A 26,442-nucleotide genomic window follows, 5' to 3' on the forward strand; every position below is an offset into this window, starting at 1 on the left:
TCTGTAACACCCTCTGCGCACAATTGTTCTTCTCTTTTGTACATGTGTCCACTTTACACTAATTTTACATGTCTATTTTCACTTTTTATTGTGCAAATCAACACCTCTCCCCGTTGAATGTAACCATTTTTCCATGTAGAATGAATATGTAAGAAATCTAATTTTGTTTTATGTGACCGTTTTGAGGGAGGTGACGTAACAGCGGAACCAGATGACAGGCAATCATTTGTCAACGGGGCGGGTCCCGTTGACGTCCGTACTGCGCTGCGGACGAGAGAAAGGATGGAGATCATGAAACGACAGCTCCGTAAGAACCTTGCACTGCTCCTATCCCTCGCAATGCTGCTCACCTTCTTCCCCGCCGCCGCTTCCGCCGCTGGTGAGGATGCGGTATATACAAAGATTACTGAACTGAGCGAACTGACAGACGGCCAGTATGTTCTGGTCGCAGACACCGCTTCCGGTGCAAAAGCCCTCGGCACGAACATCGGCAGCAAAATTGGCGGAACCGATGTGACTTTTACGGAAGGCAGCCTCACCTCCGACAGCAGTATTCCAACCTGGACGGTCACCGTATCTGGTGAAACAGCTACGTTCTATAATAGCAGCAACTACCTTGGATACGGCTCCAGCGGAACCAATTTCACAAAGCCTAAGGAAGCATATATCTGGAATATTGCCTCCAACAACGATGGGACATTCCGCTTTATCGCTTCCGGCGATGAAAACCGTCTCATTGCGTGGCAAGAAGCTAATGAACAGTTCGGCGCTTATTCCATCAACAATACCAGCGGATACGTCTTCGACCTGCTTGTGTTCAAAGCCGAAGGTGGCGGCAGCACCACTGACCCCGGTGGAGACCCCGATCCTCAGCCCGGCGAGCCCCCCATCAAAGCCGGGGATGAGGTAGTCTTTTATATGCCCGACCAGCAGATGGCCATGTCCACCACCGCCAGCGGCTCCAAACTGGCTGGCCAGGAGGCCACCCTGGAGAACAGCATCCTGGCCACCGCCAAGGATACCGCTGTCTTTACCGTTGAAGCCAACGAGGAGGGCCAGTTCACCTTCTCCGCCGGCGGCAAATATCTCACCTCCGGTGAGACGGGCAACAGTCTCACCATGGCCGAGACCGCCAGCGAGTACAGCTACTGGACCCTGGAGGAACAGGGCGAGGGCTGGCTGGTCAAGAATGTTAGTGCACAGTTTAACGGTAGTGCACAGTACATTGAATATTACGGTGGATTTACTACCTATGGATACGACAGCGGTAACGCTGGTATCTATACCTTCCAATTCTTCCTGGCGAATGATGTGAAAGAACCGGGCAGCACGCCGGATCCCGATCCAGAAGGCGCCGAACTGGTGGAGACCCCTGCCAATGGCGACATCGTGGTTATCTACTATCCCACTGACGGCAAGGTCATGGGCACCGAGTCCTACACCTACAATGAAAAGAAGGACGAGCTGGTGGCTGTGGACGGTACGCTCACTGATGGACTCCTAACTGTGCCTGAGGGTGCAGCGGAATTCAAGGTCCATGTGGACGAGAACGGTCACTACACCTTTGAGAGCGACGCCGGTTACCTCTATCTGGACGGCACCAATGTGCGTCTGGTAGCCGAACAGGGCGAGTACACCCTCTTTGACCTGAAGAAGCAGGAAACCGGCTCTTTCATCAGGAGCACCAATGCCCAGTTCTCCGGCAAAGCCCAGTATCTGGAGTATTACGGCGGCTACTTCACCTGCTACGGCATGGGCAGCAATACTGATATCTATACCTTCCAGTTCTACAAGACCGGAACCTTTAATCCCAGCACCGGTCCTATCGTGGGCGGTGACCAGGTGGTCATTTATAACCCAGGTTCCGGAATGGCCCTCTCTGCAAATGCCAAAGGCACCTATTACCGCGCGGGCGTCGCCTTTGACCCGGTGACCAGTGTAAACAGCCTCACCGGCGATCTGGTGTGGGATGTCAGCGTAAATGCGGACGGCAATTATCTCTTCAGCAACAATGGGCAAAAGCTCTCTGTCAACGCTAACAACAACAGCCTGCCTCTGGATGAGGTGAACGACACTTGGAAAATCGAAGCCGCTACCACGGAAGGCTGTTACTACCTCATTAACGTTAACCGGCCCAACCTTTATGTGGAGTGGTTTAGCCAATACTCCGAGTTCTCCACCTATAATTACTCCGCTGCCAATGAGAGCATCTACGCCATGCAGCTCATCAAAGTAGACTACGACGGCTCTGAGCCCGGCGGCGAGGTGGAGTTCCCTGATGCTCCCTTCGTCATCTACAACATCAGCTCCCAGGGTGTGCTGGCCGGACAGGACAGCAACACCACCAGCCCCTCGGTGAATAACGCATCCGCCACACTCTCTGACGGAGCTGTCACTCCTGCAAACGGCGCCCGCGTGTTTACCGTGGAGACCACCTCTGACGGCTACTATCGTTTCAAGAACGAGCACGACGGTTACCTCTCCTCCAATGGCACCGGCAGCAACGCCTTCTATCTTACCGAAGCCACCCAGGAATCCGACTGGGCTGTCTCCGCTTACAACGGCGGCTACAAGCTGATGAGCCGGGTTGCCAAGTATAACGGCAAGTACGATCAGTACCTGGAGTATTACAGCGGCAGCTATAAGACGTACAGCCTGTACGACAGCAAACCGGAAGACGACAAGGACATCTACACCTTCCAGTTCTATCCTGTAGCTGAAGGCGTAGAAATTACGGAAGGCGTAGTCAATATCCCCGGCGTCACCTTTGGCTTCCTGTCTGACGCCTATGTGGGCCAGGACTACACTGTTACCTTTACCGTGGACAGTGTGTTCGGCGTGGCTGATAGTCTTACCGCCAAATACGGCGAGACAGAAGCTGTACTCACTGAGAAAGACGGCACCTACTCCTTCACCATTCCCGCCAGCGCTCTGACCAAGGGCGGCAAGCTGGCCGTCACCGTCAGCGGCACTGACACCAAGGGTGTGGCTATCTCCGGTTCCGACGAAATCACGGTGAAGGACGAGCCCTATATTCTCGACGTATTCCCCGCCGTCAATGACCAGACCGGCGACAACAAGCGGCCTGAGATCGGCTTCACCTTCGGCAACGCAGGCGATAAGCCCACCATCACCCTGAAGGTGAACGACCAGGATGTTACCACCACTGTGGATGGCAGCAAGGTCTCCTATAAGCCCACCGCTGACATGGCCGACGGTAAGGTCACCGTCACCGCCACGGTCACCCGGGAGGACAGTCTGAGCGCCACCCGCACCTGGACCTTCACCATCGGCACGGCCCAGTACCAGCTCTACTTCGGCCAGCTCCACTCCCACACCAAGGAGTACTCCGACGGCGCGGGCACCCTGGACGAGGGCCTGGCCTATGTGGCCGGACTGCCTGAGAGCGCCAACGTGGACTTCGTGGCCTTCACCGACCACTCCAACTACTTCGATTCCACCAGCAGCGCCAACCCCGAGGCCGCCCTCTACGACGTCACCCAGATGACGGAGGAGAGCAAGGCCAAGTGGGACACCTACACCGGCAAGGTCGCCGCCTTCAACGAGACGTATGTCGGCGAGATCGTGGCCCTGGCGGGCTTCGAGATGACCTGGTCCGGCGGCCCCGGCCACATCAACACCTTCAACACCCCCGGCATCGTCTCCCGCAACAACAAGACCCTCAACGACAAGACCGCCGACGCGGGCATGAAGGCCTACTACGCCCTGCTGAGCAACGAGAACCTGGTGGATTCCATCAGCCAGTTCAACCACCCCGGCACCACCTTCGGCAACTTCAGCGACTTCGCCTACTACGACCCCATCATCGACACCCGGATGTACCTCGTCGAGGTGGGCAACGGCGAGGGCGCCATCGGCGCCGGCGGCTACTACCCCAGCTATGAGCAGTACATCATGGCCCTGGACAAGGGCTGGCACCTGGCCCCCACCAACAACCAGGACAACCACAAGGGCAGCTGGGGCAACGCCAACGACGCCCGTGACGTCGTCCTCACCGACGACTTCTCCCAGGAGGGCATCTACGAGGCCATCCGCAACTACCGGGTCTACGCCACCGAGGACAAGAACCTGGAGATCCACTACACCCTCAACGGCCAGATGCTGGGCTCCACCATCAAGGAGGCGGAGACCGCCAACATCCAGGTCAGCGTGTACGACCCCGACCCCTCCGACTCCATCTCCAAGGTGGAAGTGGTGGTCAACTCCGGCAAGGTGGCCTACACCTGGGAGGACCCCGCTGAGCTGTCCTCCGGCCAGCTGGAGTGCACCATCCCCGCCGACTACAGCTACTACTTCATCCGCGTCACCCAGGGCGACGGCGACCTGGCGGTCACCGCCCCCGTGTGGATCGGCGAAGTGGTGAAGCTGGGCGTCTCCTCCGTGGAGTGCGGCACCGCCACCCCCGTCACCGGCGAGGCACTCACCCTCACCACCACCCTCTTCAACAGCGAGGCCTCTGCGGCCACTGTGAAGTCCATCACCTACACCAGCGGCAGCGAGACCCTGTACACCGACAACACCGTGCGGACTATCCCCGCCTCCGGCACCCTGGCTGTGGACTGGAGCTATATCCCCGATATGGCCCGGGTGATGACAATCACCGCCACTGCCGTGATTGCACAGGGTGACATCGAGTACAGCTACTCCAAGAGCGTAACCCTGGACATCCTGGACGCCAGCCAGCTGGTGTACATCGGCATCGACGCCTCTCACTATAATGAGTATGTGGCCGGCAATTACAAGGACTCCATGGGCAACTTCAGCAACCTGGCCGCCGGCTACTCGGTGCGCACAGTTCAGCTGAACACCAGTGCTGACCTGCTCGCCGCCTGCGAAAATGCCAATGACAAGTATGTGGCTCTGGTGCTCACCGCCCCCTCCCGCCGCAACGGCGACAGCCTGCGGGATCCCTACCTGTGCTACACCACCGAAGAGCTCCAGGCCATCGCGGACTTCAACGCCGCTGGCGGCGCGGTGATTGTGGCCGGCTGGGGCGACTATTACGAGAGCTATAAGGACTTCCCAGCAAAGGACCATATGGCCGCCCAGCAAAACCTAATTCTGGAAGCCTTGGGCTCCCATCTGCGTATCAGCGACGATGAGCTCAAGGACGAAACCTACAACGGCGGCCAGCCCCAGCGCCTCTACCTGAGCAGCTACAACTTTAACTCCTTCCTGCTGAACCGGGTGGAGTTCGATGCGGACAACCCCCACAACAACCTGTACACCGAGCTGTTTAGCCAGTACGGCGGCGCCTCCATCCATGTGGTGGATACGGACGGACAGCCCACCACCGTCATCCCCGATACCGTGACCCCGGTGGTGTACGGCTTCGCCACCAGCTACTCCGCCGATGACGACAAGGACAACTGGGGCGGCCTGGGCGAGATTCCCAAGTATGAGTACGCCGAGGGCGACAACCGCCTCATGGCGCTGGCTACCGAGGACCTGGGCGGCGGCAAGGGTCTCATCGTTGTCTCCGGTGCGGCCTTCCTGTCCAACTTTGAGGTCCAGGCCACCATCGGTGACTCTAACGCCGAGAAGAACTACTCCAACTACAAAATCTGCGAAAATCTGGTGAACTGCCTCAATCCCATCACCATCTCCAATATCGCCGACGTGCAGGCCCAGAAGCTGGAGGGCATCAAGTACACGGTCGAGGGTGTAGTCACCTCCAACGCCTCCGGCTTTGACAAGGACACCGCCTTCTTCGACTGTATCTATGTCCAGGATGACACCGCCGGCATCAACGCCTTCCCCGTGGCGGGCAGCTTCAAACTGGGTGACAAGGTGCGCATCACCGGCACCACCTCCTCCTATCAGGGCGAGCGCCAGCTCAACGTGACCTCCATCGAGAAGATCGGCGAGGTCACGCCTCTTGAGCCCAAGCTCATCACCACACAGGAGGCCGCCCAGTCCACCTATCTGGGCAGCCTGGTAAAGATCCAGGGTGTGGTGGTCAGCTTTGCCGAGGCCCAGGGCTCCATCCAGACCATCATGGTCCGGGATGAGACCGGCTACGACGCCCGGGTGTTCATCGACGGCTACATCACCCAGAACAAGGAGATCGAAAACCTAGCGGTGGGCCATGAGATCACCGTCATCGGTCTGTCCTCCTACGACAACAGCTTCGACGGCCCCGCACCCCGCATCCGTGTCCGCGACCGGGCTGAGATTGTGTGCGGCACTGAAGTGGTAGACATCCCGCCCGAGCACGTGGATTACTACCCGCCCTATAACCCGCCCAAGGATGACGTAGTCATCATTGACGAGAACGGCGTTCCTCTCACTCCCGTGCCTCCCGCTGATGCCGGTGCCTACACGGTCGCCGTCCAGGTGGACAAGGATGGACATTACACCATCGTCCCCATCGCGGTTGTGGAGAACGGCAAGATTCTCTCCCTGGGCGATTCCAGCAAGCTCCAGCTCATTGACAACACCAAGGTCTTTGTGGACGTGGCTGCGTCCCTGTGGTACTCCCCCGCTGTGGCTTTCGTCAGCGCACGTGAGCTTCTCCTGGGCACCGGCGGCGGCTACTTCGCACCCGACGCCTCCGTAACCGGCGGCGAGCTGGTCACTGTCCTGTGGCGGCTGGCTGGCTGTCCCGCCGTGGAGGGCCAGGCTGGCACCGAGTGGTACGCCCAGGCCGCCCTGTGGGCCGCCTCCAAGTCCATCATCTCCAATGACTTTGACGGCAGTCAGACCGCCACCCGCGCCGACGTGGCCAAGGCTCTGTATGCAATGGCCGGTGCACTGAATGCCAAGACGGATGTCTCCGGCTCTCTGAGTGGCTTTACCGATGTGGCCGCCATCCCTGAGGATGCCATGGAAGCCTTCCTCTACTGCCAGAACAGCGGTATCATCACCGGCAGACCTGACAATCAGCTCGCCCCCAACGCATCCCTCACCCGCGGTGAGCTCTCCGTCATGGTCCAGCGCTTCATCCTCTCTCTGCTCAAGTAAAACACAAGCATGACAGCCTTCGGGGCCGCCCTCACGGGCGGCCCCGAAGCCCTTTTCCCACACACTGATGACAAGGCAGGGATTCTATGAAAAAACAGGACAACGCGCCCAGGAAGCTCCAGCTGCCCCAGCTCACACGTGGAAGGATTGTGTCCATTGCAGTCTCTCTTCTGGTTCTTATCCTGCTGGTGGGCTTTGGCGTCTATCTCAACACTCCCAACGAAGATGACGTTCCCACCAGCGTGAGCCAGATGTCCTTTGCCGTGGCCCGGGTCAACGACGTACTGATGGACAACGCCGAGCCGGACGACTGGACCGAGGGCCGCAGGCTGGGCACCCAGCTGCTGGAGCTGGAGATCTGCTCCGGTGAGCACAAGGGCGAGTTTCTGGAGACCTACAACTATCTCAACGCCTACACCAACCTGGACGCCAAGGAGAACACCCGTCTCATTGTCCGGCTGGACTATGATGACGACGGCTCACTCTATGTGGTCAGCATCTTCAACTACGACCGCTGGCAGGTTGTGGGCCTCTTCGTCCTGGTCTTTGCCCTTGTCATGATTGTGGTGGGCGGCTGGAAGGGCGTCAAGGCCCTGCTGGGCCTGCTCTTCACCCTGGCCTGCGTCTGGTTCCTGCTGCTTCCCATGATGCTCCGGGGCGTCTCCCCTGTCCCTGCTACGGTAGCCATCATCGCCCTCACCACCGCCGCGTCCCTGCTGCTGCTGGACGGCCCCACACTCAAGACCCTGTGCGCCACTCTGGGCTGTGTGGGCGGCGTGGCGGTGGCCGGTATCTCGGCGGCCATTGTGGGCACTCTGACGCCCCTCAACGGCTTCAACACGGACAACGCCGAGGCTCTGGTGCTCCAGGCCTCGGACGGCGGATTGCAGATCAGCGGGCTGCTGGTGTGCGGCATTCTCATCTCGTCCATGGGCGCGGTGATGGACGTGGCTATGGCCATCGCCTCCTCCCTCCACGAGCTGCACACCCACACCCCGGAGCTCTCTCCCCTGGGTCTGTTCCGCTCCGGCATGAACATCGGCCGGGACGCCATGGGCACCATGGCCAACACCCTGATCCTTGCCTTTGCCGGCTCCTCCCTGAACACCCTGCTCCTCTTCCAGGTCTACGACTACCCCGCCATACAGCTGCTCAACAGCGACCTGCTGAGCCTGGAGCTGCTCCAGGGCATCGCCGGGTCCATGGGCATCATCCTTACCGTCCCCATTGTGGCGGCCCTCAGCGGCTACATCATGGGCCGGAAGCGGAAGTAAACGAGAACGGCATAAAAACAGCGGGCGTACCGGATATTCCGGTACGCCCGCTGTACTGTATTCAGCCTTTCAGCTTGGCGATGGCAGCCTTGGCCGCCACCTGCGCCCAGGCGGCGATGCCGCCCGGACGCTTATTTCCTTTTATCTGGCAGGGCGAAAATGCGCCCTGCCATCAAGATTCCAGCTACGCCGGAATCTTGGACGCCGCACAGCGGCGGCTCGCTCCCGCTCGCAGCCGAGCAGATAGCGGCCGTTTACCCCTTTAGCTTGGCGATGGCTGCCTTAGCCGCCATCTGCTCGGCTTCCTTCTTGCTGCGCCCCTCTCCGGCTCCCACAGGGGCGCCGTTGAGCTCCACCTCCACCTGGAAGCGCTTGGCATGGTCGGGGCCGGTGGAGCCCACCAGACGGTAGGCCAGCACCTGGCCGCTCTCCCGCTGGACCAGCTCCTGGAGCGCGGTCTTGTAGTCCCGGCTGCCGCTCTTCTCCTCTTCCCGGTCCAGAATGAAGCGCTGGATGATCTTCCGGGCGGAGCCGATGCCGCCGTCCAGATAGACCGCCGCCAGCACGGCCTCCACTGCGTCCGCCACGATGGACGGCCGCTCCCGGCCGCCGCCGGCGTCCTCGCCCTTGCCCAGCTTCAGGTAGGCCCCCAGCTCCAGCTGCTGGGCCACCTCCACCAGGCTGCCCTCACACACCAGGGCCGCCCGGGTACGGGTCAGGTCGCCCTCCGGCAGGTCCGGATGGGCCCGGTAGAGATAGTCGGCGGTGACCATGCCCAGCACCGAGTCCCCCAGGAACTCCAGCCGCTCGTTGCTCTGAGCGCCGGTGTGCTTGTTCTCATTGGCGTAGGAGCTGTGAGTCAGTGCGTTCTCCAGCAGGGCCCGGTTCTGAAAGGTATAGCCCAGCTTCTCCTCCAGCTTCTCCATTTGTTTCCCTCCCAGTAAAAATCAAAGCCCCGCACCCGGCGGGGCTTTGACCTCGTTGCTTGCTTTATTCCTCGACTTTGCCCTGGAGATAGTGCACCAGATCGCCCACCGTCTTGATGGTGGCCACGTCGTCCTCGCTCATCTCCTCGATGCCGAACTCCTCCTCCAGGCCCATGGACAGCTCCACGATGTCCACGGAGTCGGCGCCCAGATCGTCCTCAAAGGAAGTGTCCATGGTAATGCTCTCAGGCTCTACGCTGAACTGTTCAGCCAGCAGTTCGGTCAGCTTGTTGAAAATCATAACTATCGACTCCCAGTTATTTAATTGCCGCGCACGGCATCTCTTGCACTAAAAATAATAGGCATATTCAGCCAGTGTGTCAATAGCATTTCTAAAATTTTATGCCCTGCGCAACATTTCAAAACATTCTTCCCGCTTCTGACCGACACAATCCGGACATATGTCGCCTGACTTACTCGGCGGCAGGCTTGTGCATGACGGGCAGGCGCATGTACTCCACGTTCTCGGTGATGTCGTCGATGATGCCGGAAGAGGCGAACTGCATGGCCTGGCGGATGGCGTTGCGGATGGCGTAGGCATCAGAGGATCCGTGGGCCTTGATGACCGGCTTGGAGATACCCACCAGGGCGGTGCCGCCCACCTCGCGGGAGTCCATCATCCGCTTGAAGTCCTTGATGCCATCCTTCACCAGCAGGGCGGCCAGCTTGGTGGTGATGCTCTTCATGAACATCTTCTTCAGCTCACCGGCCAGGAAGCTGCCGGCGCCCTCCATGGTTTTGAGGAAGATGTTGCCCGAGTAGCCGTCGGTGACGATGACGTCCACCGCGCCCAGAACGGCCTCCTTGCCCTCCACGTTGCCGGCAAAGTTGATGCGGCCCTCGGCGTCCGCCTTCTTGAGCAGCTTCCAGGTCTCCCGCTGCAGGTCGGTGCCCTTGGACTCCTCGGCGCCGATGTTCAGCAGGCCCACACGGGGCTCGGGACGGCCCATGACCCGCTCGGCGTAGTAGGAGCCCATGAAGGCGAACTGGAGCAGGTACTCGGGGGTGCACTCGGCGGTGGCGCCGCAGTCGATGAGCAGGGCGCCGCCCTTGGCCGTGGGCACCACGGGGCACATGGCCGCACGGCGGATGCCCTTCACCCGCTTGACCAGCAGGGTGGCCGCGGAGAGCAGGGCGCCGGTGCTGCCGGCGGAGACAAAGGCGTCTCCCTTCCCCTCCTTGAGCAGGTTCAGGCCCACAGTGAGGGAGGAGTCCTTCTTCTCCTTGAAGGCGGTGGCGGGGTTGTCGCAGATCTCCACCACCTCGGAGGCATGGGCGATTTCGATGCCGGCGGGCAGGTCCTTGATGCCGTCCTCGGCCAGGACGGCCAGGATGTCCTCACCACGGCCCACCAGAATCACCTCGGCTCCCAGCTCCTTCACCGCCCGCAGGGCGCCTCTGACGTTGGAAGCAGGGGCGTTATCGCCGCCCATGGCATCTACGATGATTTTCATTTTGATTCCTCCCAAAACTGTTTTCTTTATCTGTCCTCACGCAGAGGCCGCCGCTCGTCGGTCAGGCCCAGCAGATAGTCGGCGGAGACATTATAATGCTGGCAAATAACCGCCAGCTTTTCCAGCGTTGTCATCCGTGTCCCCTTTTCCATCTCGCTGATTTGGTTGACGCTGACATCCAGCAGCTCCGCCAGCACCTTCTGGGGCTGGCCGGTCTGCTTGCGCAGCTCCCGCATCCTCTGAGAAAAAATTTCTTTTGTGGTCATAAAATTCTCCTTGATTTTTCACTAATTAGATGATATCCTATTTTCATCTAATTAGTGAATTTCTGCGAGGTATTCTTTATGACTGATTTACTGGAAGAGCTCTTTGAAGCAGAGCTGGAGCGTGGCAGACTGGATTTCAGCCATTCGCCCGACGCAGGCGCGCGGGAGCAGGCCCTTAACGCCTGTTACAGCCGCATCCATACCGCTCTCGGGCTGGAATTTCTCGACCGTCTCAACGACCTGGAGGCCGAAGCCGCCTACCACGAACGGCTGGTCTGCTTCCGCCACGGCTTCCGTCTGGCCATGCGGCTAGTGCTGGAAGCGGGCGTATAATCCCCTTACTCCGTGTCCAGCTCCGCCAGCTTCTCCAGCGCCCGCTTGGACAGCTCGGCGTTCTTGTTCCGCTTGTCCCCACGAAATTATAATTTCGTGGGGGCCCCTTGATTCCATCTCCTCGGGGCGAGTGAATCGCCCCTTCGGCAAGGTTTTCGCATTGCGAAAACGCTTGGACGCGCCCCCGGCGCGGCTCGCTCCCGCTCGCAGGGCAAGCGGCCGTTACCTTATTCCGTGTCCAGCTCCGCCAGCTTCTCCAGCGCCCGCTTGGACAGCTCGGCGTTCTTATTCCGCTTGCCCTTCACCTTATAGCCCAGGGGCGGGATGATGCCGAAATTCACGTTCATGGGCTGGAAGTCGGTCACCGTCTCATTGCTGATATACAGCGCCAGGGCGCCAGTGGCGGTCTCCTGGGGGAAGTCCACGGGCGGCAGGTCCCGCAGTCGGCGGGACAGCTCCAGCGCCGCCAGGAAGCCGGAGGCGGTGGACTCCACATAGCCCTCCACGCCGGTAATCTGACCGGCAAAGCAGATACGGGGGTCCTTCTTCACCCGGTAATACCGGTCCAGCAGACGGGGCGAGTCCAGATAGGTGTTGCGGTGCATGACCCCGTAGCGGAGGAACTCGGCGTTCTTCAGGGCGGGAATCATGGAGAACACCCGCTTCTGCTCAGGCCACTTCAGGTGGGTCTGGAAGCCCACCAGGTTATAGATGGTGCCGTCGGCGTTGTCCTTGCGCAGCTGCACCACAGCGAAGGGCTCCTTGCCCGTCTTGGGGTCCTTCAGGCCACGGGGCTTGAGGGGACCGTAGCACAGAGTGTCGTGTCCACGGCGGGCCATGACCTCCACGGGCATGCAGCCCTCGAACACGTTCTTGTCCTCAAAGCCGTGAACCTCCGCCTCCTGGGCAGCGCACAGCTCGGTCCAGAAGGCCTCATACTCCTCGGCGGTGAGGGGGCAGTTGATATAGTCCGGGGTGCCCTTGTCGTACCGGGAGGCAAAGAAGGCGCTTTCCATGTCCACGCTCTCAAAGGTCACCAGGGGCGCGGCGGCGTCGAAGAAGTTCAGGTAGTGGCTCTCGGGGAAAAAGCCCTTGATATCCTCCGCCAGCGTGTCAGAGGTCAGAGGTCCGGAGGCCACGATGACCTGTCCCTCTGCCGGAAGGCGCTCCACCTCCCCCTCTACTACGGTAATCAGGGGGTGGCTGCGGATTTTCTCCGTAATGGCCTGGGCAAAGCCGTGGCGGTCCACCGCCAGCGCGCCGCCCGCCTCCACCCGGTGCTCGTCGGCACAGGACAGAATCAGGGAGCCCATGCGCCGCAGCTCCTCCTTCAGCAGGCCAACCGCGTTCTCCAGCTGGTCTGACCGCAGGGAGTTGGAGCACACCAGCTCGCCAAACCAGGGCGTGTGGTGGGCAGGGGTCATCTTCTCCGGCTTCATCTCCCGCAGCTCCACCGGGATGCCCCGCTGTGCCAGCTGCCACGCGGCCTCGGACCCGGCCAGGCCTGCGCCAATTACAATCACTGGTTCCATCTTATCTCCTTTGTATCGCAAGAGGGCAGGGGCGGGCTGCTCCCGTCCCTGCCCCAGGGTTATTCTTCGGTCTTGGCAGCCTTCTTGGCCGTCGTTTTCTTGGCGGTGGTCTTCTTCGCCGCAGGCTTCTTCTCGGCTGTCTTCTTGGCAGCCGTCTTCTTGGCGGCGGTCTTTTTGACCTTCTCCTCTCCCTCGGCAGGAGCGGCCTCAGCGGTTCCCTCGGCAGCCGGCTTCTTCTTGTAGCCCCGCTGGTCCTCGGGCAGGAAGTTGGGGCACTCGGGGTTAATGCAGAAGGGCTTCTTGAAGCCTCTGCCCGACTTCTTGAACATGGTGTGGCCGCAGGAGGGGCAGTTGTCCTTCACCGGCACGTCCCAGGTCATAAAGTCGCACTTCACGCCGTTGCGGCCCGAGTTGTTCTCACAGCCGTAGTAGGCAAAGCCCCGCTTGGAGGTCTTTTTCAGAATCCGTCCGCCGCACTTGGGGCAGCGACCGGGCATCTCAATCACAATGGGCTGGGTGTGGTCGCACTCAGGCCAGCCGGGGCAGGCCAGGAACCGGCCGAACCGGCCCGACTTGATGACCAGGTTCCGGCCGCACTTGGGACACAGCTCCTCGGAGACCTCGTCGGGCACCTTGATACGCTCCAGATCCTGCTCCGCCTGCTGGAGCTCCTTCTCAAAGCCGCCGTAGAAGCCGCTGATGAGCTCACGCCAGTTGACCTTGCCGGTCTCCACCTCGTCCAGCTGCTCCTCCATGTGGGCGGTGAAGGCGGTATCCACGATGTCGGGGAACTTGTCCTTCATCAGCCCGGTGACCACCTCGCCCAGAGGCGTGGTGCGCAGGTACTTACCCTCCTTCACCACATACTCCCGGTCCAGAATGGTGGACACGGTGGGGGCGTAGGTGGAGGGTCGGCCGATGCCCTTCTCCTCCAGGGCCTTGATGAGGGTGGCCTCGGTATACCGGGCAGGAGGCTGGGTGAAGTGCTGGTCCCGGTTCAGCTTCCGCAGGTCCAGGGGCTCCCCTTCCTTCAGGTCGGGCAGCGGGGACTGGAACTCGTCCTCCTCCTCGTCCTTTCCCTCCACGTACACCGCCATGTAGCCGGAGAACTTGATGGCGGAGTGGTTGGCCCGGAAAGTGTATCCGGCGGACTCCACGTCGATGGTCACGCTGTCGTACACGGCGGCGGCCATCTGGCAGGCCAGGAAGCGGCTCCAGATCAGCTTGTAGAGCCGGTACTGCTCGCTGGTCAGGTCCTTCTTCACGTCCTCGGGAGTCAGGTTCACGTCGGAGGGACGGATGGCCTCGTGGGCGTCCTGAGCGCCCGATTTGGCCTTGTAAACCCGGGCCTTGCCAGGATAGTACTCCTGGCCGTAACGGCCCAGGATGAAGCTTCTGGCGGCAGCGGTGGCCTCGTCGGACAGGCGCAGGGAGTCGGTTCTCATATAGGTAATGAGACCCACGGTGCCCTCACCCGCAATGTCCACGCCCTCATAGAGCTGCTGGGCGATGGACATGGTACGCCGGGGGGTCATGTTCAGCTTGCGGGAGGCCTCCTGCTGGAGGGTGGAGGTGGTGAAGGGCGGCGCAGGGTTGCGCTGCTTGTCCTGCCGCTTCACGCCCCGGACGGTGAAGGGGGCGTGCTCCACGGCGGACACCACCGTGTTGACCTCCTCCTCACTGTGGAGCTCCATCTTCTTCTCACGGCCGTAGAAGGCCGCCTTGAACTTGCCCGCCGCAGGGGCGATGCGCTCCAGCTCGGCCTCCAGGGTCCAGTACTCCTCGGGCTGGAAATCCCGGATCTCCTGCTCCCGCTCCGCAACCAGCCGGGTAGCTACCGACTGGACGCGGCCCGCGCTCAGGCCCCGGCGAATCTTCTTCCACAGCAAGGGAGAAATCTGATAGCCCACAATGCGGTCCAGCACACGCCGGGCCTGCTGGGCGTCCACCAGGTCCATGTCGATGGCCCGTGGATTGGCAATGGACTCGTTGACCACCTTCTTGGTGATCTCATTAAAGGTAACACGGTGGGTCCGCTCGTCGGGCAGACCCAGCAGCTCCTTCAGGTGCCAGGAGATGGCTTCACCCTCACGGTCCGGGTCGGTGGCCAGGAAGATCTGATCGCTCTTCTTGGCCGCCTTCTTCAGGTCGTCGATGACCTCTTCCTTGCCCTTGATGGGCTGGTAGTCCAGAGTGAAGCCGTGCTCCACGTCCACGCCCAGCTTGCTCTTGGGCAGATCACGCACATGGCCCATGGACGCCTTGACCTGATACCCAGGGCCCAGATATTTCGTAATGGTCTTGGCCTTGGCCGGAGACTCCACGATAACCAGATTTGTCTTTGCCACGATATACCTCCAAAAGGGGAGCGGCCGCTCCATGGGGCCAGGCTCCTCTCGCTTATTCTCGCTTCAATACCACGGTGCTCTCAAAGCGCCTGCCTGCCTTCTCCTCCACATAGCCGTGGATTTGCAGCATGGTCAGGGCACTGGACACCCTGCGGGCGGGAATCTGGGTCAACTCCACCAGATCGTCTGTCCGCAGCCCGCGCCCCTCCAGGGCCAGAAGAATGTCCCGCTCATCATCGGTCAGCGCGCCGTCTTCTAAGGTAATATATGCCATATTCTCAGGGTTGTCAACCGTTTCGGCGGTCACCTCTTCCTGAGGCTCCGGCTCCTGAGGGGATTCCGCGACCTCCAGCCGGGCGGCCTCCTCCTGTGCCGGAAGAGGCTCCGGTCGGCTTACACGTCCGGGCAGCAGGTGCTCATACTCACACAAAATGTCCCAGCCGGAGAGGACCAGCTTGGCCTCGCCCCGCTGGATGAGCAGGTTGGTGCCCCGGCTCATGGGCGCGTCGGCGTTGCCGGGCACCGCGAAGGCGTCCCGTCCCTGGTCCAGGGCCAGGCGCATGGTAATCAGGGTACCGCTGCGCTCCTCCGCCTCCACGGCGGCCACGCCTAGGGACAGACCGCTGATAATCCGGTTGCGGATAGGGAAATGCTCTCCTTTATTCTCTGTCCCCGGCGGATACTCGGAGATGAGGGCTCCGACCGCCGCCACATCCTCATAGAGCCAGCGGTTTTCCGCCGGGTAGACCACGTCGATTCCGCCGCCCAGCGCTGAAACCACGCTGCCTCCGCCCTTGAGGGCGCCCCGCAGCGCCGCGGCGTCCAGTCCACGGGCAATACCGGACACCACCAGCGCGCCCCCTCTGGCCAGCTCCATGCCCAGACGGCCGGCCATGATTTTTCCGTACTCCGTGGGCCGCCGGGTGCCTACCACGCCGACAGTCACCAGCTCATCAAATGGGAAGAGTTTTCCCTTTACATACAGTACACAGGGTGGGTTTGCAATCTGCCGCAGGCGCTCGGGATACTCCGCGTCCTGAATGGTGAGGATGCGGATGCCCAGCCGGTCGCAGTCGCCCAAAATGCGCTCCGCCCCGTCCAGGCTCTTGTCCAGCAGGGTACGCTGCTGCCAGTCGGTCAGGCCGCACAGGCGGTACTCCTCCCGGTCGGCAAAGTAGGCCGCCTCCGGCGTGCCGAAATGGTCCAGCAGCCGGAAGGTCTGAAGCGGCGTAAGCCCTCGCCTTGTGGTGAGCCAGATCCAGTATTTCAGCGCTGCCACAGCTGTCCCCTCCTGTTCTCTTACCGGCACATCTCCCACAGTACAACCCCTGCCGCCATAGCCGCGTTCAGGGATTCACAGCGCGTCCGCATGGGGATTTTGATGGTCCTCCGGCACAGGGCCAGGGCCTCCTCCGAGATGCCCCGTCCCTCGCTGCCAATCACCACGGCCGCCCGCTTCAGGTCCACATCCCGCACGTCCACGGTGTCCTCCCGGAGGGCGGTGGCATACAGGGGAATGTCCGCCCCGTCCAGCAGGATTCGGATGGTCTCCAGGTCGGTCTCCCAGGCGGGCAGGCGGAAGCAGGCTCCCATAGTGGCCCGGATGGTCTTGGGACTCCAGGGGTCGGCGCAGCCATTGACCAGCAGCAGGCCGTCGGCGCCGAAGGCGTCGGCGGTACGCCATATGGTACCCAGATTGCCCGGGTCCTGGACCCCGTCCAGCACCAGATACCGTCCGCCGGAGAGCTTGTCCGGCGGTGTGAGCGCAGGTGTCCGGCATACGGCCAGCAGTCCCTGGGGTGTCTCTACCGAGGAGACCGCCCGCAAAAGGCTGTCAGGCACTTCTACTTGACGGGCCTCTCGAGACAATTCTTCCGGCCAGGTTCGCCCTTCCGCTGTCAGAACCGTCTCCACAGAGGCTCCCCACTTCAGGGCCTCCTCTATCAGCTTGGGCCCCTCGCAGACAAATACTCCCTCTTCCCTGCGCAGGGCGCGGCTCTGTCCCAGCTTTTTGATGCGGACCATCAGAGGGTTCTGCCGGCTGGTAATATGCTCCATAGGGGCCTCCTTCTCTCTTTCTCTGTCTGCTGCTTACAGGTCGTGCAGACGGTTGATGTCCTCGTTCCGGCCAAGGGTTACCACAGCGTCCTTGGACTCCAGAACGTAGTCGCCGCCGGGAGCCACGTCCAGCAGGCCGGTGCTCCCCTTGCGGACAGCGATGATGTTAACATGGTGTTTGGCCCGGACATCCAGGTCCCGGATGGAACGGTGCTGCCAGCTCTTGGGGATTTCCAGCTCCACGATGCCGAAGTCATCGGACAGCTCAATAAAGTTGAGCACATTGGAGCTGGACAGCCCCTGGGCCAGCTTGACGCCCATCTCATGCTCGGGGAATACCACACGGTCAGCACCGATCTTCTCCAGCACCTTCCGGTGGACATGGCTCTGAGCCTTGCAGATGACCCGCTTGACGCCGATCTCCTTCAGATTCAGGGTAATCAGGGCGCTGTTGCCCACATCGTCGCCCACGGCCACAATAGCGCAGTCGTAGTTGCGCACACCCAGGGCCCGGAGCACCGCGGGGTCACGGGCGTCGCCGGTGACGGCGTGGGTCACCCGCTCCGCAATCTGCTGTACGCTCTCCTCATGGGCGTCGATGGCCAGCACCTCATGGCCCAGCTCACACAGCTCGGTGGCCACTGCAGTGCCGAAGCGGCCCAGTCCGATGACAACAAAAGTCTTCATTTTTGTTCACCTTTCTCCGCCGTCGGCGGATACAGAATTATTCCGGCAGGTCTTCCGACGCTCAGCCGATCATAACATCCAAATTGGGGTACTTAATCTTGGCGGGATAGCGGCTCCGGGTCAGGAAGGCCACAGAGAAGGAAATCACGCCGATGCGGCCCAGATACATCAGGCAGATCAGCACCACATGGGAGAAGGCGCTGAGCGTGGGGGTAATGCCTACTGTGACGCCAACTGTGCCCAGTGCGGACGCCGTCTCAAATGCGGCATGGAGGTAGGGCACACCATCCGCCAGAGAAATCACAATGGAACCGGTCAGGAACAGGAATATAATAATCAGTGCCAGGGTCATGGCGTCGATAACCTTCCGGTAGGAGATGGCCCGGCCCCGAACGGTCACCTGCTCCCGTCCAGCCAGATTGGAGCGAAGGCTCAGCAGAAGCACAGCCACTGTCACCGTCTTCAGTCCGCCGGCAGTGGATCCGGAAGAGCCTCCGATGAGCATCAGCATGCAGGACACTGCCATGGAGCTGTCCAGCAAGCCGCCCTGATTAAAGGAGGCAAAACCCGCTGTCCGGAGGGTTACAGACTGGAAGAGCGCGTTGAGTATTTTCTGCGGTACAGGCATGTTTCCCAGCGTGGCGGGATTGGAGTATTCCGCGCACAGGAAGAACACCGTACCACCCACCAGCAGCGCGGCTGTAATGCTGAGCACCAGCTTGGTGTAAAAGGAAAATCCTTTCCACCTTCTGGTGCGGAGGATATCCTCCCACACGAAAAAGCCCAGACCGCCGGATACAATCAGCACCATAATGGTGCACAGTACCAGGGGGTCATTATTATATCCCTCAAGGCTTGTAAAGGCGCCGAACTTTCCACCTACCAGGTCAAAGCCGGCGTTGCAGAAGGCGGAGATGGCGTGGAAAATGCCCCGCCAGATGCCGCCCAGAATGCCGAACTGGGAGATAAAACGGGTGGATAGCACCACCGCGCCAATACCCTCCAGGGTAAACGTGACCATCAATGCATGGCGCACCACACGGACCACGCCATCCATGTCGTTCAGGTTCAGCGTGGAGGCCATAATCAGCCGCTCGGACAGGCCGATGCGGCGGCGCAGCAGCAGCGAGAACAGGGACAGGATGGTCATAAAACCCAGGCCGCCCACCTGGATCAGCAGAATGATGACCAGCTGTCCGAAGAAGGTCCAGCTCATCCCCGTGTCCACCGGGATAAGGCCGGTCACGCAGGTGGCGGAAGTTGCGGTAAACAGGCTGGTGAGGAATCCGGCGCTCTGGCCGTTCTGAGATGCCACAGGCAGCATCAGCAGCAGCGTCCCTAACAAAATAATGATAGCGAAGCTCCCCGCCACCATGCGGGTGGCATTCATGCTCTTTCGCCGGATCAGCACATCCCTGAACCATAAACCGATATGTTTTGTCAATCTAACGCCTCCAGAACTATGGGCGGACACCTGTTGTTCCGCTATTTTTCCATTTTACACAGAACAGCATACCGAAGGGATGGCGCTCCGCTCTGGTATGCTGTTTGTATCATTTTCTCCGGGAACCTGCGATTGGTATGGGTCGCGCTGCCGCTCCGGCCCGCGCCGGGTCTGTACATCCCATATCATACTGCCGCCTTCCGTTCCATTCATTGAAAAAATTATCTGTGGCAGTACCCGGCAGGGGTATTGACAGTCCCTGGAGCCGCTGCCTCTCATCGGGCTATTCCCTTGAGCACTCTGCTTTTCAGGGGATTCCAGACGAGTTTATACAGAAATAAGTATAGCATACGCTCAAAAGGAATGTAAGTCAACGATTTTTTTTGCAGGCGTTTTCTCCTCTGGCTTTTGATGGCGTTGTCCGCTGCCCTCGCTGTGATAACTCACAATCTCCTGCTCCAGCTTGACATTGTGGGCCAGCATGTAGGACGCAATCTCTTGATAAGGAGGCTGCTGCACGAGGGAACTGAGCCGGCGGCGGTCATTGTCTGTCAGCTCCTGAAGGCAGTCCCGGAACCGGACATCCTCCAGCTGAGCGGCAGACATCCGGTCCATTTGGAATGGGATCCCCGTAATCCGGCACAGATGCTCATGGATATAGAAGCCTCCGGCGTCAATATCCCCGAAGTGCAGATAATGCAGGAAGGGATTGTCCCGGTAGACCAGCTTCAGAAAATCCCGCTGAAACCGGGTGGCATAGCCGCCCAGGAAGAAATAGACTGTCTCATCGCCCCAGCTGCGCAGATAGGAGGTCTTATTCTCCACCGTCATAAACCTGGCAGCTCTGATCTCAACCCGCTCCAGGCGGGCCAGCTCATCCGCGGAAAACGTGATGCCGTCCGCCAATCCCCCGATGTCCACCGCTCTCCCATTCAGGAAGAGTGTCGCCTCCCCTTTCAGCGAGATCCGCTGCCGCTCCGGCAGGATGCTGCACACCTCCAGAATCTCATCGGGCAGTTCGTCTTCTTCGCAGGGCCTCCCGTGATATGCCCTGAGGGCGCGGCACGCCCCCTCCAGCGCCCGCTCCTCCAGGGCCTTGGAGTTGCCGAAGATGAGCATGGAGGCCTCCCGCAAATACAGCGGCTCCCGGTTTCGCTCCAGAAAGTCCAGCGCCTTCAGCACATCCTCGGTCTGGAGGTAATTCTGCGGTATCCTGCCGCTCTCCAGCGCGCGGCGCAGCTCCCCGCACACCTGCGCTGCGGCGGGAGTGCCGCTGTATTGGGCAATCAGATTCTCCACGTACTTCCGCTTGATGCCTTTGGGCTGGTACTGGCAGTTTTCGGCCAGATAGGCCTCAATCTCCTCCACCCGCTCGTCCACCAGATAGATTTTCTCAATCTCACTGCTGAAACCCTTCATCTCATAGGTCAGAAAGCCCATTGCCCGACACCGTTCCGCCGCCTGATTCACCGCGCTGATCTGCTCCAGGTCCCCGTCGTTCCTCTCGTACTTCCGGTAGAGCTCCGACGGCTGCACTTGGGTCCGGCGGTGAATCCGGTTGGTTCCGCTGTCCTTTTTGCTGCTGCGGTACTTCTCCACCAGTCTGATCAGCAGCTTTTCCTCATAGTGCTCCATGTGTCACTTCCTCATGAAACTGCACAATCCCCAGCTGCATGCTGTCCGCCCGTACCCGCAGCACCGGCAGAATCACCTCGCACGCGTTTCCGATGGATTCCGTCTTGTCCGGAGAGCAGAAAATCACCTGCAGGTTCTGGGAGCGCATAAAGTCCAGCATCAGCTGCACATTGCCCGGGTCCATCTTGGCAAAGGGCTCGTCGATAAACACCAGCCGGGTGGAATTGACCCGCTGGTTGTAGATGATCAGCAGAGCGGAGGTCAAAATTAAAATATAGGGAATCTGTACCTCCGCGCCGGAGTTGAAGCCCGTCTGGCGGGACAGCCTGGCACGGTCCAGGATCTGATTGCTGATGAGGATCTCATAGGTCATATAATTTCGGTAGTCAGCAAACCGGGCGATGGTCTCCTCGCTGTTCTTTTCAATGATCCGGTTGATGATTCCCTTTAGATCCTCTTCCAGGCGGGCGCCCTCCTGGTCGGAGATGGCCGGGGCCGGGCCCAGCACCATCTGGCCGCCGGTCTCCCCCCGCTGCTCCCGCTCATCCAGGTAGCGGGCATAGTCGATGATTCTGGCATAGTCGGACCCGTCCCGCACATAGTGGACATCAAACTGGTACCGTGCGGCAAAGCTCAGCCTGGCCAGCTCCCGGTTGATCTCCTTCAGGTCATCCCTGGCCCGATCACAGGACTTGAGAATGGTGAGCACAAACTCGTTTTTGAAGATGTCCTCATAACGTCTGGTCTGCTCCCCCAGCTTCCGGCGGATCTCCTGGAGGTCATCCATCCAGATACGGCTCCGCCTGTCCGCGTACCGCTCCCGTCCCTGGACGCCGATGGGCAACTCATCCTCCTCCGCTCTTCCCCGGTAGGCGCTCTGCAGCCCCACCAGCTCATCCCGGTACTGCTTGATGCTTCTGTCCACACGGCTTCGGGTCTCCTGGGCCAGCAGTCCGCCCGGCCCCTTTTTCCCGTTGGCCAGGAAGTGCTCATAGGCCTCCACCGCCCGTTGGACCACGCTGTAATCCTCCAGCTCATACGCGTGGAACGCGGCTTCCTCCCGTTTCAGCTCCTGGGATTTATCGCTGATCCGGTTTTCGCAGGCGGTAATCACAGATTCAAGGTGGACCTTCTCATCGCTCTGCTTGGACCTTTCTCTTTTGGCCGACTGCTGCTCCTGCTCCAGCCGCGCCACCATCTGGCTCAGCTCCAGGTACTCCCGGTTGCTCGCCTGGGCCCGCTTCAGCTCCCACAGCTGTTCCTCCGCCCGGGACAGCTGTACGGCAGCAGTCTGATATTCCTGGGCAGCACTGTAATTGTAAATTTTGAAGAAAGCCCGGTCAGCGGCCAGGCGGCCCCTGCGCTGTTCCTCCTCTTTCTTCTCCGACAGGTGCTGCTGCTTTTCCTCCTTCAGGCGGCGGATTGCCCGTTCCGCCCCAATCCGGTTTAGCTCAAAGGTCTCCTGCCCCAGGTAGTAGAACCGCAGCTGGTCAAGCCGGAGGAAGTAGCTGTCCATGGCAACAGACACACGCCCCTCCCTGGAGATGGCGTTCTCATACTCCCGCACCTGCTCAATGGGCACCGCGTGCATCCGGCCCAGCTGATAGTTGAAATACTGCTGGGCCATGGGGTTTTTGATGTCCAGTATGTGTACGGCGGAGTCCTCCTCCACCTGTATCTTCTTCCGCATCAGCAGCTTTGTGTTGAACAGATGGGCGTATTTGTGGGCGGAACGGTTGAGCACGTCGTCGGCGATATCGTAATACTGGGGCTCCACCAGGATGGTGTACCGGCGGGGGCCCAGGAAGGCCTCGATGGCGTCCCTCCAGTCCTCGTCCCGCAGGCTCAGCACATATTCGCAGGCAAACTGTGCCCGGGCCGGGAGCTTCCGCTTGGCAAATTCCCGGTTGATCTCATCCCGCAGGCCCACATACTCCGGAATCCGGTCATAGCTGTTCCGGTGCCTGCGGCACTCCTCCAGAATCTCCGTCTGCTCCGCCAGCTTTTCGTTCAGCGCGCTCAGCTGCTGGTCCAGGCGGTCCAGCCTTCTCACCTGCTCCTCATAGGCGGCGTCAACATTGCCCTTCAGCGCGGACACCGCCGCCTCCTTTTCCGCCGGGGAGCAGGTATCCCCACACAGGGAGGCCAGAACCGTCTTGTTCTCTACCGGCACGCCCTCAGGCAGCAGAAACCCAAGAATCTCGTTGACTCTGCCCTGGAGCTCGGTCAGCGCCCGGTGTTCCCCTGCCAGCTGCTTTTTTCGGGCGGTCAGCTCCTGGATGCGCCGCTCCTCCTCCACAATCATCCTTGCACTGTCCAGCTGCTGCAGGCTGACCTTAGCCTGGAGCAGGCGAGCCTCCACGTCCCTCTCCCGCTCCTCCAGAACACGCAGGAGCCGGTCGGCCTCCTCCCGCCGCTCAGATGCCTGCTGCTTCCGCCCGGACTGCTCCGCCAGATCCTCCCGCAGGTTCTTCACCCGCAGGTAAACCAGCTTGATGTCGTCGGTCAGCAGGCGCTTCCGCTCGCTGTCATGGGCGTCGTACTTGGCCAGGATGGCGTCCAGCTCACCTATCTCCTTCTCCACGCTGTTGAACATCTCTGTCAGCCTGCCGATATTCTCCTTAGCCTCAATCAGCTTGGTGAAGTCCACGTTCCGTTCCTCCAGCACGCTCTCCCGGATGAAGCGGTCCACCTTGGCGTCCGGGTCGTAGGACATGATCCCCCTGAGCTTCCGCAGGTAGACGGGCACCTGACTCATGTTCAGCTTCAGGCCGGTCATCTGCATAAAGCGGGGAATCCCCTGCTCCCGGTTCAGCAGAGTCAGCCGGTACCGCTTCTGCAGCCCGCTTGCGGAATAGGGCACCGTGATTGCCCCGTCCGTGTAGGTGTGCTCCACCTGGTCCAGTGTCCGGCGGTCCATGACGTACCGGTAGGCCTGGCAGTTGTTGGACGGGCTTGTCTCAATTACCGTGCCCAGCAGAAAGGCCTTCTCCTCCACCTGGTCGAAGTACTCCAGCACAATATGGCTGTACACATTGGGTGCCTTCTCCGCCGGGCGCATGTAGGTCCCGGCCGTGGCATCCAGCAGCCCCCGCGTGTAGGAGGAGAGGGTCCGGCTGCCCTTGCTCTCGGAGGACTTGTTGAACACCGTGTCGCCGTAGGCCGCATACTTGATGGCGTCCAGCATGACGGACTTCCCGTTTCCGTTCTTCCCGGCGATCAGGGTAAAGCGGCATATGGGCGCTGTGACGTTGGTAAAGCCATACCAGTTAATGAGCCGCACCTTTTTCAGCAGAATCATGGGGCCTCCTCAAACTCCTCCGGCGCCGCCTCGGGTGTATCCGCCCCGTCCGACGGCTCTTCTTTCAGGTACTCCCGCACAACAGTCTGAAACTGTGGGATGTCCCACCCAAACTGGAGGGATGGGTGCAGCTGGATCTTCATGTCCTCCCCATCCTCATCCTCGGCGTAGGAGATCAGGCTGTACTTCTTGAACAGCTTGAACGCGGCGTTCAGCTCCGTACGCACCGGTGTAAGGCCGTACCCCTTGATCTTGTCAATCAGGTCCCCCTTGGTCACGAAATTCCCCTCATTGTACCCCAGGTTCTCCAGATAGACCTTCCAGAGTGCCAAAAGGAGATGGTACTGTGCCGGAGTGAAGGTGACCACGTTGGCCCGCTTCAGCCCCACCGTCTCCGCGTCCTCCTCGCTGGCCTGGAGCATGGCCACCCCGGTCTTGTCATCCACAAAAATGTCAAAGCCCATCATCCGCAGGTACTCTGAGATATCCTGCCGGTTGGACTCTCTGGACACAAAGGCATACAGCCGCTCGTCCTTCTCCCGCAGGATGAACGTGGACTCCAGGAGCTTGCGCACGCTCCGCTTGAACAGGCCGCCGCTCTCCTCTTTAATCGTAAGCTGCAGGCTGATGTCACTCATGGCGTTCTCCTTTTAATCTCAACCCGGCTGATGGCCGCCACCTCGGTCTGGGCCATTCCGTCCTGGAACTTCACCTCGTAGGGAAAGCCGACGGTGCCGGAGTAAATCATACTGGCTGCAATCATCATGGCGTCGTCCCGGGTGGCAACGCCCCATTCCTCCACGGTCAGGCTGTCCTGGTGGGCCAGCTTCCGGTCCAGATACTGCTCCACCTGGGCAAGTCCGTACCGGTCCGGCTGCTCCTCCAGCAGCTGGGCGGTCAGCCGCCGCTTCTCTTCCTCGGTGAGCTCCTCCTGGAGCAGACCGGCCTGCTCCCTGTTGGGGTTTGGCTTTTTTCGCCGCTCAAAGGACTTGCGGCCCACATAGCCGATGCTCAGCAGCCGGTGGGCCTGGGACAGCCGCCCCAGCACCTCCTCCCGCTCCCCTTCATCCAGCTCCTTCAGCAGCAGGAGCAGCTGGTTCAGCTGGCTCTCCAGGTTCATGCGGTTGTTCAGCACCATGGCCATTCTGGTGGAGTAGAGATTGTAGTAGGTGTTGATACGCTTGTCGATATAGTCCATGTCCTGCTGGTACTCAATCTGGATAAAGCGCTCCAGCTCGTCAAACTGGAGGTCAATCCGCTCCCGGGCCTGGACCTCCTCCACCTTTTTCAAGGCCATGTATTCCCGTACCATGCGGCCGCACAGCTCACTCCGCCGGAGTCTGGCCAGCATTCGCTCAATGTCCGACAGGTAGGTGGGCAGCAGGCCGCTCTTTTTGATGAAAAAGTAGTCGTTGAAAAAGCGGTCCAGAATCTCATCCTTCATCAGAAACTGGCCAAAGCTGTTCACATCGGCCATCCGCATAATGGCCCGCATGATCTCCCGGATGCTCTCCCGCAGCGTCAACAGTTCGTTTTTCAGGTCGCACTCGTGGTCCAGAAGCGGCACCAGAATATTGGAATAGGGCCGGATGGATCGGTGCCCCTCCTTCTCAGAGGCCGCCTTCAAAATCTCATACATGGAGAAGATGTGGTTGGTGATGGCGCCGTTTGCCTCGCTGTCGAATATCCGGTGCAGGGCGTCCACCAGCTTGCGGCAGTACACCGACACCGAGGCGATATTGTCACCGCTGCGGCCAATCTCCTGCGGGGCAATCCAGCCGCAGGCACGGAAATAGCGCAGGATGGCCGAGGCGTTCTCCTGGGGTGTCCGCCCGCTATCGATCTCCTCCCCGATATCCTCCCGCTGAATGGCGTACATGCAGTTTTGCAGGTACAAAATCAGGCAGTCCCTGGCGTCCGCCTCATACAGCACCGGCACCTCCTTGGAGCGCTCAATCAGCTGGCTGATGCAGTCAAAATAGATCTCCCTGTTTCGGCATGCAAAAGGATTGAAAAACTTGTCGCCTGCATTTTGAAAGAATGCCATGCCATTACCTGCTTTCCTCTGCCGCATGCGAGGCCCGGCCAGTACAGCACGAGCTCTGTCTCCCACTCTTTTATATTTTGATGATAGCATATC

General features: G+C 60.3%; 17 protein-coding genes. 3 read left to right on the top strand and 14 right to left on the bottom strand.

Annotated elements, in window-relative coordinates; translation table 11 throughout:
- The first annotated feature begins 291 nt into the window (after nucleotides 1–291).
- Together ACOX7T_RS01425 and ACOX7T_RS01430 are read left to right on the top strand one after the other, a co-directional pair.
- Nucleotides 292–6,984 (top strand): S-layer homology domain-containing protein, encoded by a 6,693-nt coding sequence (locus ACOX7T_RS01425; RefSeq protein WP_433439140.1) that lies wholly within the window; start codon nucleotides 292–294, stop codon nucleotides 6,982–6,984.
- Between the two features lie 86 nt (nucleotides 6,985–7,070).
- Complete coding sequence (locus tag ACOX7T_RS01430) at nucleotides 7,071–8,258, top strand: YibE/F family protein (protein ID WP_433439142.1); 1,188 nt, start codon at nucleotides 7,071–7,073, stop codon at nucleotides 8,256–8,258.
- Between the two features lie 254 nt (nucleotides 8,259–8,512).
- Here ACOX7T_RS01430 and rnc read toward each other — a convergent pair whose 3' ends face one another.
- The 4 genes from rnc to ACOX7T_RS01450 form a co-directional block, all read right to left on the bottom strand.
- Nucleotides 8,513–9,184 carry a ribonuclease III gene (gene rnc, locus ACOX7T_RS01435; protein WP_294552533.1) on the bottom strand — a complete coding sequence of 224 codons (672 nt, stop codon included), beginning with the start codon at nucleotides 9,182–9,184 and terminating at the stop codon, nucleotides 8,513–8,515.
- A 64-nt stretch (nucleotides 9,185–9,248) separates the two neighbouring features.
- Nucleotides 9,249–9,485 (bottom strand): acyl carrier protein, encoded by a 237-nt coding sequence (acpP, locus tag ACOX7T_RS01440; RefSeq protein ID WP_433439145.1) that lies wholly within the window; start codon nucleotides 9,483–9,485, stop codon nucleotides 9,249–9,251.
- 172 nt (nucleotides 9,486–9,657) lie between these two features.
- Complete coding sequence (gene plsX, locus ACOX7T_RS01445; protein WP_433439148.1) at nucleotides 9,658–10,698, bottom strand: phosphate acyltransferase PlsX; 1,041 nt, start codon at nucleotides 10,696–10,698, stop codon at nucleotides 9,658–9,660.
- Between the two features lie 26 nt (nucleotides 10,699–10,724).
- On the bottom strand, nucleotides 10,725–10,964 hold the full coding sequence (locus ACOX7T_RS01450; RefSeq protein WP_006575104.1) for a helix-turn-helix domain-containing protein: 240 nt from the start codon (nucleotides 10,962–10,964) through the stop codon (nucleotides 10,725–10,727).
- Between the two features lie 78 nt (nucleotides 10,965–11,042).
- Between ACOX7T_RS01450 and ACOX7T_RS01455 the strand changes: the two genes are divergently transcribed.
- Complete coding sequence (locus ACOX7T_RS01455) at nucleotides 11,043–11,297, top strand: DUF6809 family protein (RefSeq protein WP_294552544.1); 255 nt, start codon at nucleotides 11,043–11,045, stop codon at nucleotides 11,295–11,297.
- A 227-nt stretch (nucleotides 11,298–11,524) separates the two neighbouring features.
- On the opposite strand, the gene trmFO is transcribed toward ACOX7T_RS01455, so the two are convergent.
- The 10 genes from trmFO to ACOX7T_RS01505 all read right to left on the bottom strand — a co-directional run bounded on the left by trmFO (nucleotide 11,525) and on the right by ACOX7T_RS01505 (nucleotide 26,349).
- The gene (gene trmFO / locus ACOX7T_RS01460) at nucleotides 11,525–12,829 is read right to left on the bottom strand and encodes a methylenetetrahydrofolate--tRNA-(uracil(54)-C(5))-methyltransferase (FADH(2)-oxidizing) TrmFO (RefSeq protein WP_433439152.1); all 1,305 of its coding nucleotides are present in this window, start codon (nucleotides 12,827–12,829) and stop codon (nucleotides 11,525–11,527) included.
- Between the two features lie 59 nt (nucleotides 12,830–12,888).
- Entirely contained in the window at nucleotides 12,889–15,210 is a 2,322-nt protein-coding gene (gene topA / locus ACOX7T_RS01465) for a type I DNA topoisomerase (protein ID WP_433439154.1), read from the bottom strand.
- Nucleotides 15,211–15,229: 19 nt separating this feature from the next.
- Nucleotides 15,230–16,456 (bottom strand): DNA-processing protein DprA, encoded by a 1,227-nt coding sequence (dprA, locus tag ACOX7T_RS01470; protein WP_433439157.1) that lies wholly within the window; start codon nucleotides 16,454–16,456, stop codon nucleotides 15,230–15,232.
- Nucleotides 16,457–16,476: 20 nt separating this feature from the next.
- Nucleotides 16,477–17,235 (bottom strand): TrmH family RNA methyltransferase, encoded by a 759-nt coding sequence (locus tag ACOX7T_RS01475; RefSeq protein WP_433439159.1) that lies wholly within the window; start codon nucleotides 17,233–17,235, stop codon nucleotides 16,477–16,479.
- Nucleotides 17,236–17,268: 33 nt separating this feature from the next.
- On the bottom strand, nucleotides 17,269–17,922 hold the full coding sequence (locus ACOX7T_RS01480; RefSeq protein ID WP_433439161.1) for a potassium channel family protein: 654 nt from the start codon (nucleotides 17,920–17,922) through the stop codon (nucleotides 17,269–17,271).
- 61 nt (nucleotides 17,923–17,983) lie between these two features.
- Complete coding sequence (locus tag ACOX7T_RS01485) at nucleotides 17,984–19,366, bottom strand: TrkH family potassium uptake protein (protein WP_433439163.1); 1,383 nt, start codon at nucleotides 19,364–19,366, stop codon at nucleotides 17,984–17,986.
- 354 nt (nucleotides 19,367–19,720) lie between these two features.
- On the bottom strand, nucleotides 19,721–21,001 hold the full coding sequence (locus tag ACOX7T_RS01490; RefSeq protein WP_433439165.1) for a Wadjet anti-phage system protein JetD domain-containing protein: 1,281 nt from the start codon (nucleotides 20,999–21,001) through the stop codon (nucleotides 19,721–19,723).
- Nucleotides 20,988–24,302, bottom strand: coding sequence for an SbcC/MukB-like Walker B domain-containing protein (locus tag ACOX7T_RS01495; protein ID WP_433439168.1), 3,315 nt, complete (start codon nucleotides 24,300–24,302; stop codon nucleotides 20,988–20,990). Before ACOX7T_RS01495 ends, ACOX7T_RS01490 begins: the two co-directional genes overlap by 14 nt.
- A complete protein-coding gene (locus ACOX7T_RS01500; protein ID WP_433439170.1) occupies nucleotides 24,299–24,940 on the bottom strand; it encodes a DUF4194 domain-containing protein in 642 nt (213 codons plus the stop codon). The genes ACOX7T_RS01495 and ACOX7T_RS01500 overlap by 4 nt, the downstream gene beginning before the upstream one ends.
- A complete protein-coding gene (locus tag ACOX7T_RS01505) occupies nucleotides 24,937–26,349 on the bottom strand; it encodes a Wadjet anti-phage system protein JetA family protein (RefSeq protein WP_433439172.1) in 1,413 nt (470 codons plus the stop codon). Before ACOX7T_RS01505 ends, ACOX7T_RS01500 begins: the two co-directional genes overlap by 4 nt.
- Nucleotides 26,350–26,442 lie beyond the last annotated feature (93 nt).

It is taken from the genome of Pseudoflavonifractor sp. (assembly GCF_050943825.1).
Taxonomy (GTDB): Bacteria; Bacillota; Clostridia; order Oscillospirales; family Oscillospiraceae; genus Pseudoflavonifractor.

What these genes read in the sequence shown, in the direction of transcription:
- ACOX7T_RS01425 (WP_433439140.1), top strand. Translation starts at nt 292, where the DNA reads ATGAAACGACAGCTCCGTAAGAACCTTGCACTGCTCCTATCCCTCGCA.
- ACOX7T_RS01430 (WP_433439142.1), top strand. Translation starts at nt 7,071, where the DNA reads ATGAAAAAACAGGACAACGCGCCCAGGAAGCTCCAGCTGCCCCAGCTC.
- rnc (WP_294552533.1), bottom strand. Translation starts at nt 9,184, where the DNA reads ATGGAGAAGCTGGAGGAGAAGCTGGGCTATACCTTTCAGAACCGGGCC.
- acpP (WP_433439145.1), bottom strand. Translation starts at nt 9,485, where the DNA reads ATGATTTTCAACAAGCTGACCGAACTGCTGGCTGAACAGTTCAGCGTA.
- plsX (WP_433439148.1), bottom strand. Translation starts at nt 10,698, where the DNA reads ATGAAAATCATCGTAGATGCCATGGGCGGCGATAACGCCCCTGCTTCC.
- ACOX7T_RS01450 (WP_006575104.1), bottom strand. Translation starts at nt 10,964, where the DNA reads ATGACCACAAAAGAAATTTTTTCTCAGAGGATGCGGGAGCTGCGCAAG.
- ACOX7T_RS01455 (WP_294552544.1), top strand. Translation starts at nt 11,043, where the DNA reads ATGACTGATTTACTGGAAGAGCTCTTTGAAGCAGAGCTGGAGCGTGGC.
- trmFO (WP_433439152.1), bottom strand. Translation starts at nt 12,829, where the DNA reads ATGGAACCAGTGATTGTAATTGGCGCAGGCCTGGCCGGGTCCGAGGCC.
- topA (WP_433439154.1), bottom strand. Translation starts at nt 15,210, where the DNA reads ATGGAGCGGCCGCTCCCCTTTTGGAGGTATATCGTGGCAAAGACAAAT.
- ACOX7T_RS01475 (WP_433439159.1), bottom strand. Translation starts at nt 17,235, where the DNA reads ATGGAGCATATTACCAGCCGGCAGAACCCTCTGATGGTCCGCATCAAA.
- ACOX7T_RS01480 (WP_433439161.1), bottom strand. Translation starts at nt 17,922, where the DNA reads ATGAAGACTTTTGTTGTCATCGGACTGGGCCGCTTCGGCACTGCAGTG.
- ACOX7T_RS01490 (WP_433439165.1), bottom strand. Translation starts at nt 21,001, where the DNA reads ATGGAGCACTATGAGGAAAAGCTGCTGATCAGACTGGTGGAGAAGTAC.
- ACOX7T_RS01495 (WP_433439168.1), bottom strand. Translation starts at nt 24,302, where the DNA reads ATGATTCTGCTGAAAAAGGTGCGGCTCATTAACTGGTATGGCTTTACC.
- ACOX7T_RS01500 (WP_433439170.1), bottom strand. Translation starts at nt 24,940, where the DNA reads ATGAGTGACATCAGCCTGCAGCTTACGATTAAAGAGGAGAGCGGCGGC.
- ACOX7T_RS01505 (WP_433439172.1), bottom strand. Translation starts at nt 26,349, where the DNA reads ATGGCATTCTTTCAAAATGCAGGCGACAAGTTTTTCAATCCTTTTGCA.